This window comes from Cellulomonas sp., assembly GCF_017744555.1.
In the GTDB taxonomy this organism is placed as follows: Bacteria; Actinomycetota; Actinomycetes; order Actinomycetales; family Cellulomonadaceae; genus Cellulomonas.
The window spans coordinates 136,801-150,177 of sequence record NZ_JAGIBD010000003.1; the positions used below are offsets into that span (position 1 = coordinate 136,801).

Here is a 13,377-nt window from a genome sequence, read left to right on the forward strand (position 1 = left end):
CTCAACCGGCCAGCAGCGCCCTCTCGAGCACGTCCAGCCCGTCGTCCAGCAGCTCGTCCCCGATGACGAGCGGGGGCAGCAGCCGGACGACGTTGCCCCACGTGCCGCACGTGAGCACCAGCACGCCCTCGGCCGCGCACGCGCGGGCGACGCGCGCCGCGGCGGCACCGTCGGGCTCGAGCGTGCCCGGCCGGACGAGCTCCACGGCCAGCATCGCGCCCCGGCCGCGCACCTCGGCCACCCCCGGTGCCTCCAGGGCCAGCAGCCGTGGCACCACGCGCGCCTCGACCGCGCGGGCGGCCGCCGCGAGGTCGTCGTCCTCGTACATCGCGATCGCGGCGAGCGCGGCGGCGCACGCCACGGGGTTGCCGCCGAACGTGCCGCCCAGCCCGCCAGGGTGCACGGCGTCCATGAGCTCGGCGCGGCCCGTCACGCCCGCGAGCGGCATGCCGCCGGCGATGCCCTTCGCGGTCGTCACGAGGTCGGGCACCACTCCCTCGTGCTCGCACGCGAACATCGTGCCCGTGCGTGCGAACCCGGTCTGCACCTCGTCGGCGACGAGCACGATCCCGTTCTCGGTGCACCATCGCGACAGTGCCGGCAGGAAGCCGGGAGCGGGCACGACGAAGCCGCCCTCGCCGAGGATCGGCTCGACGACCAGCGCGGCGACCTGGTCGGCGCCGACCTGCCGCTGCGCGACCGCGATCGCCCGGGCGGCGGCCACCTCGCCCGTCATCCCGACAGGGTCACGCAGGGGGTACGACGCGGGCACGCGGTACACCTCGCCCGCGAACGGCCCGAAGCCCGTCTTGTACGGCATGGCCTTGGCGGTCATGGCCATCGTGAGGTTCGTCCGGCCGTGGTAGGCGTGGTCGAGCACGAGCACCGCGTCGCGTCCGGTGGCCCGCCGGGCGACCTTGACGGCGTTCTCCACGGCCTCGGCGCCCGAGCCCACGAGCACCGAGCGCTTCTCGTGCGTGCCGGGCGTGAGGCGGGCGAGCGCTTCGCACACGGCCACGTACTCCTCGTACGGCCCGATCATGAAGCACGTGTGCGTGAAGTCGGCCGCCTGCGCGGCGACGGCCGCGACGACCGACGGCGCGCTCGCCCCGACCGACGTCACGGCGATCCCCGCACCCAGGTCCACGAACCGGTTGCCGTCGACGTCCTCGAGCACGCCGCCGCCCGCGCGCGCCACGTACACGGGCAGCGCGGACGAGACGCCCGCGGACACGGCGGCCGCCCGGCGGCGGGCGAGCTCGACCGAGAGTGGCCCGGGCACGGCGGTGCGCAGCAGCCTGCTCTGCGGGACTCCTTCGACGACGTCGGCGCTCACGTCGTCCGGCCGTCCTCGGCGTCGTCCACGTCGACCTCCTCGCCCGTGCCCACGTTCACGGCGGTGGCGCCGTCGGGCAGGTTGGACAGGTTCTGCGCGACGACGATGCCCGGCAGCCCCGAGTCGGGCAACCGGAAGCCGGTCTCGCCGAGCGTCTGCGGGCCCGCGAGCACGAGGTCGTGCGCCCCTCGGCGCGGGAGCGTGTCGCCCCGGAAGAACGCCGGCGCCCGCAGTCGCCAGACCACCATGAGGACGACGCCCAGGAGGATCGCGGCGATCCCCACGACGGCGACCGCGCCGAACCCGAAGATCGTCACGTTGTTCCCGTCGGCGTCCTGCAGCCAGTCGACCGTCGCGTACTGCTGCACCGCGTAGACGAACGCGGCGAGCAGGATCAGCCCGCCCGCCGACGGCAGCACGCCCTGCGTGAAGAACGTCTTGGGCGTGTGGTGCAGCGTCCGGCGGTAGAACCACGAGCACGCGAAGCCCGTGAGCCCGTAGTAGAAGGCGATCATCAGGCCGACGGACTCGACGAGCGCGAGCAGGAGGCTCGGGCTGATGAGCGTGAAGATCGCGTAGAACAGCATCGACGCGAGGCCCATCGCGATCGTCGAGACGCCCGGCGTGAGGTACCGCGGGTGGATCCTCGCGAACGACTGCGGGATCGCCTTGTACACGGCCATCGACAGCGTCGTGCGGGCGGTCGGCAGGATCGTCGTCTGCGTCGAGGCCGAGGCGGACGTGAGGATCGACGCCGACAGCAGCAGCAGGCCGATCTTGCCGATCCCCGAGTCGCCGAACAGCACCGGGCCGATCGACGAGAACACGTCGTCGGCGTTGTCGGGGTTCGCGAGGCCGATGCCCTCGGTGCCGACGCCCGCGAACGCGATCGTGGCGGTCGACACGAGCGCGTACGTGACGAGCAGCAGGAGCGTCGACAGCACGGCCGCGCGGCCGGGCGTGCGCGCGGGGTCGTCCGACTCCTCGTTGACGGAGACCGCGGTGTCCCAGCCCCAGTACATGAACACCGCGGTGAGCAGCGCGGGCGCGATGACGTCGGACAGGCTGAGCCCGCCCGGCCAGAACCACGACCACGACGGCGTGATCGAGCCCTCGACGCCGTTGCCGCTCCATACGCGGGCGAGCGCCACGACCGAGAACACGAGCAGGACCACGACCTCGATGCTCAGCAGCACGTACTGCAGGCGCGCGGACACCTCGATGCCGCGGTAGCAGATCCACGTCATGCCGGCGATCCACACGAGGCCCGCGACGGTCGTCCATGCCGTGCTGCCCGCGAGGTTCCCCGCGGCGTCCCACCCGAGGTCGCCGAGGAACGTGAACGAGTACGTCCCGGCGATCTGGGCGAGGTTCGCCATGACGATGACGTCGGCGGCGATGATGCCCCAGCCGCCCATCCACCCCGTGATCGGCCCGAACGCGCGCGACGCCCACGTGAACGTGGTGCCGCAGTCGGGCTCGGCCTTGTTGAGCTCCTGGTAGGCGAGCGCGATCAGGTACATCGGGACGAACGCCAGCAGGATGATCGCGGGCGCCTTGACGCCCGCGAGCAGCGCACCGCCGCCGGCGACGACGAAGCCGAGGCTGGCCGCCAGGCTGTACGCGGGTGCGGTGGACGCGGTACCGACGACGACGCTGGACAGCAGGCCGAGCGCGCCGCCCTTGAGTCCCTTGCTGGCGGTCTCGGGGTAGCCGAGCGGTGCGGCGTCGGCGGTGGGGGTGACGGACATGCGACCTCGCATCGGTCGGGCCGGCTGCGGGGCGGCGCATCCGGCGCGGGGAAACCCATGGGATCCGTTGCACGTGCGCGCCTCCGGGGCGCATTCCTGCGTCTCGGGGCGTCCAGACGAGGGAAACCGTAGCGGCATGGGCCGACCGTGGGAAGGGTGAGCGACGTCCAGCGGACGTCCAGGCTGATCGGTGACAATGTGCTGCCCGGTGCGCCCGGCCGGGTGGGCGCGCCGCTCCCTGCACGCGGCGTCGGAGGGTCCATGGAATACCTGGTCGGCGTGCTCGTGGTCGTCGTCGTGCTGCTGCTGTCCATCGCGCTGCACGAGATCGGGCACATGGTCCCCGCCAAGCGGTTCGGCGTGCGCGTCAGCCACTACATGGTCGGCTTCGGCCCCACGCTGTGGTCGCGGGTCAAGGGGGAGACCGAGTACGGCCTCAAGGCCATCCCGCTGGGCGGCTACGTGCGGCTCGTCGGCATGTACCCGCCCGACGAGGCGGTCGGTAACCCGCCGGCCCGCACGTGGCTCGGCCGCCTGGCCCGCGACGCACGTCAGGCCAGTGCCGAGGAGATCCGCCCGGGCGAGGACGGCCGGGCGTTCTACCACCTGTCGACGCCCAAGAAGCTCGTCGTGATGCTCGGCGGCCCGGTGATGAACCTGCTCATCGCGGTCGTGCTCATGGCGATCACGCTCGTCGGCTTCGGGCTGCCGGTGCTCGGCACGACGCTCGCGTCGGTCAACCAGTGCATCATCCCGGCCGACGCCCCGGCCGACCGCACGTGCACGTCGTCGGACGAGGCCGCGCCCGGTGCCGCCGCGGGCCTGCAGCCCGGCGACACGGTGGTGTCCTACGACGGCACGCCGGTCTCGTCCTGGGAGGAGCTGACGCCGCTCATCCGCGCGTCGGGCGACGAGACGGTCCCCGTCGTCGTCGAGCGCGACGGCGAGCGGCTCACGCTGTCCGTGACGCCCGTCGTCGCCGACCGTCCCGTGGTGGACGACAACGGCGAGGTCGTCCTCGGTGCGGACGGAGAGCCGAAGACGCAGAAGGTCGGCTTCGTCGGGGTCGCGCCGCAGCAGGAGCTCCGGCGGCAGTCGCTGCTCGACGTCCCGGGCGCGGTCGTCGACCGCACGTGGCAGACCGTCACCGTCGTCGCGACCCTGCCCGCGCGCGTCGTCGACCTCGTGCAGTCCGAGGTGAACGGGACGCCGCGCGACTCGAGCAGCGTGGTCGGCGTCGTCGGCATCGGCCGGTTCGCCGGCGAGATCGCCTCGACCGACGACCTCGACTGGCAGATCAAGACGCTCGCGCTGCTCGACATGCTCGCGAGCCTCAACATCGCGCTGTTCGCGTTCAACCTCATCCCGCTGCCCCCGCTCGACGGCGGGCACGTCGCGGCGGCCCTGTGGGAGGGCGGTCGCCGGCAGGTGGCCCGCCTGCGTGGCCGCCCCCGACCCGGTCCGTTCGACACGGCCAAGCTCGTCCCGCTCGCGTACTCGGTGTTCGTGCTGCTCGGTGCCGTCGGGTTGCTGCTCGTGTACGCCGACATCGTCAACCCCGTCCAGATCTGAGCGGGGGCGACTGCGTGGGGGTTCTGTGCGTGCGAGCCGTCCGGGGCGGGCCGCACGCCGCGGCGATGCGATGATGACCGGGTGAGCATCCCGATCAGCCTCGGCATGCCGGAGGCCCCGCCGCCCGTGCTGGCCCCGCGCCGCCCCACCCGCAAGATCCGCGTCGGCAAGGTCGAGGTCGGCGGTGACGCGCCCGTGAGCGTCCAGTCGATGACCACGACGCCGACCACCGACATCAATGCGACCCTCCAGCAGATCGCCGCGCTGACGGCCGCGGGCTGCGACATCGTGCGCGTCGCCGTGCCCAGCCAGGACGACGCGGACGCGCTGCCGGCCATCGCCCGCAAGTCGCAGATCCCCGTGATCGCGGACATCCACTTCCAGCCGAAGTACGTGTTCGCCGCGATCGACGCCGGCTGTGCGGCCGTCCGGGTGAACCCCGGCAACATCCGCAAGTTCGACGACCAGGTCAAGGAGATCGCCCGCGCCGCGACGGACGCCGGCATCTCGCTGCGGATCGGCGTGAACGCCGGCTCCCTCGACCCGCGGCTGCTCGCCAAGTACGGCAAGGCCACCCCGGAGGCGCTCGTCGAGTCGGCCGTGTGGGAGGCGTCGCTGTTCGAGGAGCACGACTTCCACGACTTCAAGATCTCGGTCAAGCACAACGACCCCGTCGTCATGGTGCGGGCCTACGAGCTGCTGTCCGAGCGGGGCGACTGGCCCCTGCACCTCGGCGTCACGGAGGCCGGGCCGGCGTTCCAGGGCACCATCAAGTCGGCGACCGCGTTCGGCGCGCTGCTGAGCAAGGGCATCGGCGACACCATCCGCGTCTCGCTGTCCGCGCCTCCCGTCGAGGAGGTCAAGGTCGGCATCCAGATCCTGCAGTCGCTGAACCTGCGGCCCCGCAAGCTCGAGATCGTGTCGTGCCCGTCGTGCGGCCGCGCCCAGGTGGACGTCTACACGCTCGCCGAGAGGGTGACCGCCGGCCTCGAGGGCATGGAGGTGCCGCTGCGCGTCGCAGTCATGGGCTGCGTCGTCAACGGGCCCGGCGAGGCCCGCGAAGCCGACCTCGGCGTCGCGTCCGGCAACGGCAAGGGGCAGATCTTCGTCAAGGGTGAGGTCATCAAGACCGTCCCCGAGTCGATGATCGTCGAGACGCTCATCGAGGAGGCCATGCGCCTCGCCGAGTCCATGGACCCGGTCGAGTCGGGCTCGGGCGCGCCGGTCGTCAGCATCGGCTGACCGCCGGGGAGCACTCACAGCCCGTTCGGCCGGTCCGGAGCGGCTCGGGGGTGCAGAATCCGATCATGGGTCCACGCCGTGCGATGTTGCTCGACGGCCGGGCGGGGGGACGGGTCCTGGGGGACGCGGACCTCGCACCGGCGCTCGCCGTGTGCGCGCAGGACGCGGTCGCCGCGGTGCTCGCGGCGACGCGCGTCGAGGCGGCGACCCGGTCGGGCCTGCGGGCCGCCGGCGGTGCGCTGTGGGGGTTCGAGCAGGACGGCGAGCTCCTCGCGCTCTGCTGGGCCGGTGCGAACCTCGTGCCGGTCGTGCCGCTTCCCGGCGGCCCTGTCCGGGAGCGCGCGCTCGACGCGTTCGCGATGCTCGCGCGCTCGCAGGGGCGACGGTGCTCGTCGATCGTCGGCGACGCGGCGGCGGTGCTCGGCCTGTGGGACCGTCTGCGGAACGCGTGGCCCGGAGCGCGTGAGCTGCGGCCCGACCAGCCGTCGATGGTGATCGACCACACGCCGTTGGTCGCGCCCGACGCCGACGTGCGCAGGTCCCGGCTCGACGAGCTCGACGTGGTGCTGCCCGCCTGCATCCGGATGTTCACCGAGGAGGTCGGCTACTCGCCCGCCAGCGGTCCCGGCGGCCCGTACGAGACGCGCGTGCACGGGCTCGTCGCGTCGGGGCGGTCGTTCGTGCGGATCGAGGAGCGTGCGTCGGCCCGCTCGCCGCAGGTCGTGTTCAAGGCCGAGCTCGGAGCGGTCGCGGGAGGCGTCGCGCAGGTCCAGGGCGTGTGGGTAACGCCCGACCGGCGCGGTGAGCGGCTGTCCGAGCGAGGGATGGCGGCGGTCGTCGAGAGGACGCGGGCCGAGGTGGCACCGGTGGTGTCGCTCTACGTCAACTCGTACAACGAGCGCGCGCTGGCGGCGTACCGGGCGGTCGGGTTCCGGCAGGTCGGGACGTACGCGACCGTCCTGTTCTGAGGCCTGTCCCGAGCCCTCTCCCGAGCGCTGTGCTCAGCGCAGCAGCCGCGACATCCGGCGGTCGGCGAGCGGCTTGCCGCCCGTCTGGCACGTCGGGCAGTACTGCAGCGACGAGTCCGCGAACGAGACCTCGTGCACGGTGTCTCCGCACGGGATGCCGTCCCAGCCGGGGCACGGCTCCCCGGTGCGGCCGTGCACCCTCATGCCCCGACGCTTGGCGTCCTTGAGCTCCGCGGCCGGGCGGCCCGAGGCCGTGGCGACGGCCTCGGTGAGGATCTGCTGGATCGCCGCGTGCAGCGTCGCGGTCTTCGCGGCGTCGAAGGACTTCGTCGGTGCGAACGGGCTCATCCGCGCCGCGTGCAGGATCTCGTCGGAGTAGGCGTTGCCGACGCCCGCGATCGTGCCCTGGTCGCGCAGCAGCCCCTTGACCTGCTGGTTCTTCGCGGCGAGCAGCTCGGCGAGCTTGTCCACGGTGAACTCGTCGGACAGCGGTTCGACGCCGAGCGTCGCGATCTGCGGCACGTCCGTCGGCTCCGCGACCACGTGCACCGCGAGCCGCTTGCGGGTGCCCGCCTCGGTCAGGTCGAAGCCGGAGCCGTCGTCGAGCCGCACGCGCAGGGCGAGCGGCGACTTCCCGGGCCGGACGGGACGGTCGGACAGCTGCTCCGACCAGCGCACCCACCCGGCGCGCGACAGGTGCCAGACGAGGTGCAGGGGCTCGCCGGTCGGCGTCGCGACCATGAGGTCGAGCCACTTGCCGTGCCGGGTCACGTCGACGACCGCGCCCCCGACGAGCGCGTCGGGCGGTGGCCTGAACGTCTTGAGGGCGCTGATCGCGCCGACCTCGACGGACTGGACGGCATGGTCGGCGGCCCGCCCGCGCAGGAACTGCGCGAGCGCTTCGACCTCGGGCAGCTCCGGCACGCGCACCATCGTGGCGCACCGGACCCACACGGGCCACGGATTCCGGAGCACGGGGCCGCCGACACTAGGCTGCGGCCCATGCTGCTGCGCCTGTCCACGCTCTTCGTCCGCACGCTGCGTGAGGACCCCGCCGACGCCGAGGTCGCCAGCCACCGGCTGCTCGTGCGCGCTGGGTACATCCGCCGCGCCGCCCCGGGCGTGTACTCGTGGCTCCCGCTCGGCCTGCGCGTGCTCGCGAAGGTCGAGGCGGTGATCCGCGAGGAGATGGTCGCGGCGGGCGTGCAGGAGGTGCACTTCCCGGCGCTGCTGCCGCGCGAGCCGTACGAGGCGACGGGCCGCTGGACCGAGTACGGCCCGAACATCTTCCGGCTCAAGGACCGCAAGGGGGGCGACTACCTGCTGGCGCCCACGCACGAGGAGATGTTCACGCTCCTCGTCAAGGACCTGTACTCGTCGTACAAGGACCTGCCGCTGCAGCTCTTCCAGATCCAGACGAAGTACCGCGACGAGGCGCGCCCGCGTGCGGGCCTCATCCGTGGCCGCGAGTTCATCATGAAGGACGCGTACTCGTTCGACGTCGACGACGCCGGCCTCGACGCGTCGTACGCGATCCAGCGCGCGGCCTACCAGCGGATCTTCGAGCGGCTCGGCCTCGAGTACGTGATCGTCGCCGCGACGTCCGGCGCGATGGGCGGCTCGCGCTCGGAGGAGTTCCTCACGCCGACCGCGATCGGCGAGGACACGTTCGTCCGCTCGGCCGGCGGCTACGCGGCCAACGTCGAGGCGGTGACCACGGTCGCGCCCCCGGCGCTCGACTGGTCGGACGCGCCCCCGGCCCACGTCGAGGACACGCCCGACACCCCGACGATCGACACGCTCGTCGCGCTCGCGAACGCGCGGTTCGCTCGCCCCGACCGGGAGTGGACCGCCGCCGACACGCTGAAGAACGTCGTGCTCGCACTCGTGCAGCCGACCGGCGAGCGCGAGCTCGTCGTCGTGGGCCTGCCCGGTGACCGCGAGGTCGACCTCAAGCGTCTCGAGGCGTCCGTCGCTCCCGCCGAGGTCGAGCCGGCGGGCGACGCCGACTTCGCGGCGCACCCCGAGCTCGTGCGCGGGTACATCGGCCCCGGCGCGCTCGGCCCGAACGTCGAGGTCCCCGAGGGCGCCGAGCGGACCGCCGTGCGGTACCTGCTCGACCCGCGCGTCGTCGACGGCACCCGGTGGATCACCGGCGCCAACCAGCCCGGTCGGCACGTGTTCGACCTGGTCGCGGGCCGCGACTTCACGGCCGACGGCACGGTCGAGGCCGCCGAGGTGCGGGCGGGCGACGAGGCGCCCGACGGCTCGGGTCCGCTCGAGCTCGCACGCGGCATCGAGATCGGCCACATCTTCCAGCTCGGTCGCAAGTACGCGCAGGCACTCGGCCTGACCGTGCTCGACCAGAACGGCAAGGCGCAGGTCGTCACGATGGGGTCGTACGGCATCGGCGTCACGCGCGTCATGGCGGCTCTCGCGGAGGCCAACCACGACGACCGCGGGCTCGCCTGGCCCGCCCACGTCGCACCGGCGCACGTGCACGTCGTCGCGACCGGCAAGGACGAGGCGGTGTTCGAGGCCGCCGAGTCGATCGCCACGACGCTGTCCGCACGCGGCGTCGAGGTGGTCTACGACGACCGGCCCAAGGTGTCGCCAGGCGTGAAGTTCGCCGACGCCGAGCTGTTCGGCGTCCCGCTCGTCGTGGTCGTCGGGCGCGGGCTCGCCGACGGCGTCGTGGAGGTCCGGCCGCGGGTCGGCGGGACGTCGGAGCAGGTGCCGCTCGCCGAGGCGCCGGACCGCGTCGCCGAGCTGGTCGACGACCTGCTCGCGGGCTGACCGGAGCCTCGGGCCGGCCAGTCGGTCCGCTGATCCGGTCGTGCCGGTCGCGGGCGGCTGAGCCGCGCTCGAGCCGTCAGCCCGGCGGCGCGGGGACGGCCTGCTCGGGCAGACCGGGGAACGCGACGGGCGTCGCACCCCACGCGCGGGCGGCGACGGTCGCGCGGCGCAACCCGTCGACGTACGGCGCACGCATCCCGGCGGGCACGCGTGCGACGACGGTCGCGTACGTGTCGGCGACGCTCGACTCGAGCGACCGGGCCGTGCCCTGGGCGACCGCGGGGTCGTCCATGCCGGTCGGCAGCGTGTAGGCGGCCCGTCGCGGGTCCTGCGCCGTGCCCGCGGACCCGGAGGCCCGCGCCCAGTCGTCGCTCTCACTGCGGTGCTGGGCAGCGGACGACTGGGCGGCGGACCGCTGGTCGCCCGACAGCTTCGCGGCGACGACCTCGAGGCCGAACCCGGCCTGGTCGTGCACGAGCGCGAGCGCGTCGAGGTCGGCGACCGTCGGGCCGTCAGCACCGGTCGTCGGCGTCGGGGCGGGCGCGGAGTCGTCCGCCTGCTCCTGCGGCACCGGCAGGGCCGTCGCGGCGGAGAGCCGCGCGGCGAGCTCGCTGCGCGCGACGGAGACCGACGCCACGAGCCGGGCGAGGTCGCCGTCCGTGACGGCGTCGGCGTCGGCGGCGGCCGCCTGCTCGGCGGTGGCGAGGTCGGCGAGCAGCGTCTCGAGCGTGGGCGCGGGCGGGGCGGACGGCGTCGAGGTCGGGGTGGGCGTCGGCAGGCCGGAGACGTACTCGCCGCCGAGCTGCTCGGCGTGCGCGGTGCTGAACGTCACGACGTCGGTGAGGACGGCCTGCACGGCCTCGGGCGGCGCGGCGGCGAGCAGCGCGGTCGCGTCCGCCTCGAGCTGCAGCGCGTCGTCGACCGTGCGGGCGCGCACCTGCTCGACGGCGTCGGGCGACGGCTCGGCCGGAGGGGGCGTCTCGAGGCGCACCCCGCACCCGGCGAGCGCCGCGGACGCGAGGACGACGAAGATCACACGGGAGGCCGCGAGCCGCGTGACGGTGCGGCGCGGACGGGGGTGGCGAGGGTCGTTCATCGCCCGCGATCCTCCCATGAGCAGGGCGGCGGGCCGACGGGCGTGGCCGGACTCGTTACGCTGGTCGTCACAACATCACAGGGTCGAGCCGTCCGTAGCGTCGTGACCCGCTCGAGCCGACAGGAGACGGAGATGGTCGCGCCAGCACCCGCACAGCGGGTCCGGGAGGTCGTCGAGCCCGCGGTCGTGTCGGCCGGGCTCGTCCTCGAGGACGTCGCGGTGACGCGGGCCGGTGCCCGGTCCGTCGTCCGGGTGGTCGTGGACCTCGGCGAGGACGACGAGGGCGAGCTCGACCTCGACCGCGTCGCGGACGCCACGCGAGCCGTCTCGGACGCGCTCGACGCGGACGACGTGGTCGCGGGCGAGTACACGCTCGAGGTGTCGAGCCCCGGCGTCTCCCGGCCGCTGACGCAGCGCCGCCACTTCGTGCGCGCGGTCGGTCGCACCGTGACGCTGCGCCTCGTCGACGGCCGCACGCTCGGCGGCCGGCTCACGGGCGTCGAGCCCGAGGGCGACGGCGGCGGGACGCTCGTGGTGGTTCCCGTGACCCCCGGTCAGAAGGGTCGCCGCCCCAAGGTCGGCGACCCGGTGCGCGTCCCGCTCGCGGGCGTGCGGGACGGCAAGGTCGAGGTGGACCTGAGCGGTCTGGGGCCCGTCGACGACGAGGCCGGACCTGTGGACGACGACGAGGCCGGCTCCGCCGGACGGGAGAGCTGACATGGACATCGACATGCAGGCGCTGCGGCTGCTCGAGCGCGAGCGGGAGATCAGCCTCGACGTGCTCGTCTCCGCCATCGAGCAGGCGCTGCTGTCCGCCTACCACCGCACACCAGGTGCGTCGCAGCGCGCACGCGTCGAGGTGGACCGCCGCACGGGTCACGTGACGGTGTGGGCGCGCGAGCCCGCACCCGTGGACGAGGACGGGCACGCCACGGGCGTCGAGACCCCCGAGTTCGACGACACGCCCGCCGGCTTCGGCCGCATCGCGACGGCGACGGCGCGCCAGGTCATCGTGCAGCGGCTGCGCGACGCCGAGGACGACCAGGTGCTCGGCCAGTTCCGCGGCAAGGAGGGGGAGGTCCTCGGCGGCGTCATCCAGCAGGGCCGCGACCCGCGGACGGTGCTCGTCGACGTCGGCGGCACCGAGGCCGTCCTGCCGGCGCACGAGCAGGTGCCCGGCGAGGAGTACGTGCACGGCGACCGGATCCGCGGGTACGTCCTCGAGGTCGCCCGCGGACCGCGCGGTCCGCAGGTGACGCTGTCGCGCACGCACCCGAACCTCGTGCGCAAGCTGTTCGCGCTCGAGGTCCCCGAGGTCGCCGACGGCACCGTCGAGATCACGGCGATCGCCCGCGAGGCCGGCCACCGCACCAAGATGGCGGTCCGCGCGACCGTGCCCGGCGTCAACGCGAAGGGCGCCTGCATCGGCCCGATGGGCGGCCGCGTGCGTGCCGTCATGGCGGAGCTGCACGGCGAGAAGATCGACATCGTCGACCACGCCGACGACCCGGCGGAGATGGTCGCGCACGCGCTGTCGCCCGCGCGGGTGCTCTCGGTGACGGTCGTCGACCCCGAGGCGCGCGCCGCCCGTGTGGTGGTGCCGGACTACCAGCTGTCGCTCGCGATCGGCAAGGAAGGGCAGAACGCCCGGCTCGCCGCGAAGCTCACCGGCTGGCGGATCGACATCCGCTCCGACGCCGAGACGGGTGCCGGGACCGATGCCGAGGCTGGGCCCGCGACCGTGACGGGGGACACGTCCGGTCCCGTGCGGTGACCCGACGCGGTAGACTTCCGGAGGCTGGGCCGGACGCCCGGCGCTCCTCGCCGTCCAGGCGCACCCCCGACCCCTCGAGCGATCCCGTCGTGCCACCGGGCACGTCAGGTCGTCAGGGTCCGGTGCGCACGTGCGTGGGGTGCCGAGTCGCCGGCCCGAGGTCGGCCCTGCTGAGGGTGGTGATCTCGACGGACGGCTCGGGTGCTCCCGTGCTGGTCGTGGACGAGCGCCGGTCGATGCCGGGACGGGGAGCGTGGCTGCACCCCGACATCACATGCTTCGAGCTCGCCGAACGTCGACGTGCGTTCGGGCGGTCCCTGCGGACGCAGGGCGCGCCCGGGACGGATGCGGTCCGCCGGTACGTCGAGGAGCATGCGGAGCAGGAGACGCACGACGGCACCGGGTCCTCCCGGTGACGAGACAGATCGTCGAGACGGAAAGCGGGTCTAGGGCCGATGGCTTCCCGATGAGCACGCACCGATGAGTACCCAGCGATGAGTACGTCGTACTAACGACGGTCCGACCCTGTCCGGGCGGACCGAGACAGGGAGAGATGTGGCCAAGGTCCGCGTCTACGAGCTCGCCAAGGAGCTCGGGGTCGACAGCAAGACCATCATGACCAAGCTGAACGAGCTCGGTGAGTTCGTCCGCTCGGCGAGCTCGACCATCGAGCCGCCCGTCGTGCGCAAGCTGCGCGACACGTACCCCGTGGGTGGCGGCGCCTCCGCCGCGGCACCCGCACCGAAGGCCCCGGCGCGTCCGGCGCCTGCCCCGGCCCCCGCGCCCGCGGCGGCTGCGCCCGCTCCGGCGCCGGCGGCAACGCCCGCACCGGCTCCTGTCTC

The 13,377-nt window shown here is 73.7% G+C and carries 12 protein-coding genes; 8 read left to right on the forward strand and 4 right to left on the reverse strand.

Annotated elements, in window-relative coordinates:
- Window position 1 precedes the first annotated feature (1 nt).
- Both gabT and J7523_RS04155 read right to left on the reverse strand, forming a co-directional pair.
- Window positions 2-1,336: a 4-aminobutyrate--2-oxoglutarate transaminase gene (gabT, locus tag J7523_RS04150; protein ID WP_291882624.1), complete on the reverse strand. Its 1,335-nt coding sequence runs from the start codon at window positions 1,334-1,336 to the stop codon at window positions 2-4.
- Window positions 1,333-3,087 carry an APC family permease gene (locus J7523_RS04155; protein WP_291882626.1) on the reverse strand — a complete coding sequence of 585 codons (1,755 nt, stop codon included), beginning with the start codon at window positions 3,085-3,087 and terminating at the stop codon, window positions 1,333-1,335. Before J7523_RS04155 ends, gabT begins: the two co-directional genes overlap by 4 nt.
- A gap of 261 nt (window positions 3,088-3,348) precedes the next feature.
- Between J7523_RS04155 and J7523_RS04160 the strand changes: the two genes are divergently transcribed.
- The 3 genes from J7523_RS04160 (at window position 3,349) to J7523_RS04170 (ending at window position 6,869) form a co-directional block, all read left to right on the forward strand.
- Window positions 3,349-4,659 (forward strand): M50 family metallopeptidase, encoded by a 1,311-nt coding sequence (locus tag J7523_RS04160; RefSeq protein WP_291882627.1) that lies wholly within the window; start codon window positions 3,349-3,351, stop codon window positions 4,657-4,659.
- A gap of 105 nt (window positions 4,660-4,764) precedes the next feature.
- Window positions 4,765-5,901 (forward strand): flavodoxin-dependent (E)-4-hydroxy-3-methylbut-2-enyl-diphosphate synthase, encoded by a 1,137-nt coding sequence (gene ispG / locus J7523_RS04165; protein ID WP_291882647.1) that lies wholly within the window; start codon window positions 4,765-4,767, stop codon window positions 5,899-5,901.
- A gap of 65 nt (window positions 5,902-5,966) precedes the next feature.
- Window positions 5,967-6,869, forward strand: a complete 903-nt coding sequence (locus tag J7523_RS04170; RefSeq protein ID WP_291882629.1) for a DUF4081 domain-containing GNAT family N-acetyltransferase — start codon at window positions 5,967-5,969, stop codon at window positions 6,867-6,869.
- 33 nt (window positions 6,870-6,902) lie between these two features.
- Here J7523_RS04170 and J7523_RS04175 read toward each other — a convergent pair whose 3' ends face one another.
- Window positions 6,903-7,793 carry a DNA-formamidopyrimidine glycosylase family protein gene (locus J7523_RS04175; protein ID WP_291882630.1) on the reverse strand — a complete coding sequence of 297 codons (891 nt, stop codon included), beginning with the start codon at window positions 7,791-7,793 and terminating at the stop codon, window positions 6,903-6,905.
- A gap of 78 nt (window positions 7,794-7,871) precedes the next feature.
- Between J7523_RS04175 and J7523_RS04180 the strand changes: the two genes are divergently transcribed.
- A complete protein-coding gene (locus J7523_RS04180) occupies window positions 7,872-9,665 on the forward strand; it encodes a proline--tRNA ligase (protein ID WP_291882632.1) in 1,794 nt (597 codons plus the stop codon).
- Between the two features lie 76 nt (window positions 9,666-9,741).
- On the opposite strand, the gene J7523_RS04185 is transcribed toward J7523_RS04180, so the two are convergent.
- Window positions 9,742-10,761 (reverse strand): DUF4439 domain-containing protein, encoded by a 1,020-nt coding sequence (locus J7523_RS04185; protein ID WP_291882634.1) that lies wholly within the window; start codon window positions 10,759-10,761, stop codon window positions 9,742-9,744.
- Window positions 10,762-10,893: 132 nt separating this feature from the next.
- On the opposite strand from J7523_RS04185, the gene rimP reads away from it, so the two are divergent.
- From rimP to J7523_RS04205, 4 genes are all read left to right on the forward strand, one after another.
- Window positions 10,894-11,478 (forward strand): ribosome maturation factor RimP, encoded by a 585-nt coding sequence (gene rimP / locus J7523_RS04190; protein WP_291882635.1) that lies wholly within the window; start codon window positions 10,894-10,896, stop codon window positions 11,476-11,478.
- 1 nt (window position 11,479) lies between these two features.
- Window positions 11,480-12,535 (forward strand): transcription termination factor NusA, encoded by a 1,056-nt coding sequence (gene nusA, locus J7523_RS04195; protein ID WP_291882636.1) that lies wholly within the window; start codon window positions 11,480-11,482, stop codon window positions 12,533-12,535.
- A 134-nt stretch (window positions 12,536-12,669) separates the two neighbouring features.
- Window positions 12,670-12,951 (forward strand): YlxR family protein, encoded by a 282-nt coding sequence (locus J7523_RS04200; RefSeq protein ID WP_363266457.1) that lies wholly within the window; start codon window positions 12,670-12,672, stop codon window positions 12,949-12,951.
- Between the two features lie 139 nt (window positions 12,952-13,090).
- Window positions 13,091-13,377: translation initiation factor IF-2 N-terminal domain-containing protein (locus J7523_RS04205; RefSeq protein ID WP_291882638.1), on the forward strand; the 287-nt coding region annotated here is incomplete at its 3' end.

Excerpts from the sequence above, each read along its gene's own strand:
- J7523_RS04155 (WP_291882626.1), bottom strand. The coding sequence starts at position 3,087 with ATGTCCGTCACCCCCACCGCCGACGCCGCACCGCTCGGCTACCCCGAG.
- J7523_RS04160 (WP_291882627.1), top strand. The coding sequence starts at position 3,349 with ATGGAATACCTGGTCGGCGTGCTCGTGGTCGTCGTCGTGCTGCTGCTG.
- ispG (WP_291882647.1), top strand. The coding sequence starts at position 4,765 with ATGCCGGAGGCCCCGCCGCCCGTGCTGGCCCCGCGCCGCCCCACCCGC.
- J7523_RS04170 (WP_291882629.1), top strand. The coding sequence starts at position 5,967 with ATGGGTCCACGCCGTGCGATGTTGCTCGACGGCCGGGCGGGGGGACGG.
- J7523_RS04180 (WP_291882632.1), top strand. The coding sequence starts at position 7,872 with ATGCTGCTGCGCCTGTCCACGCTCTTCGTCCGCACGCTGCGTGAGGAC.
- J7523_RS04185 (WP_291882634.1), bottom strand. The coding sequence starts at position 10,761 with ATGAACGACCCTCGCCACCCCCGTCCGCGCCGCACCGTCACGCGGCTC.
- rimP (WP_291882635.1), top strand. The coding sequence starts at position 10,894 with ATGGTCGCGCCAGCACCCGCACAGCGGGTCCGGGAGGTCGTCGAGCCC.
- nusA (WP_291882636.1), top strand. The coding sequence starts at position 11,480 with ATGGACATCGACATGCAGGCGCTGCGGCTGCTCGAGCGCGAGCGGGAG.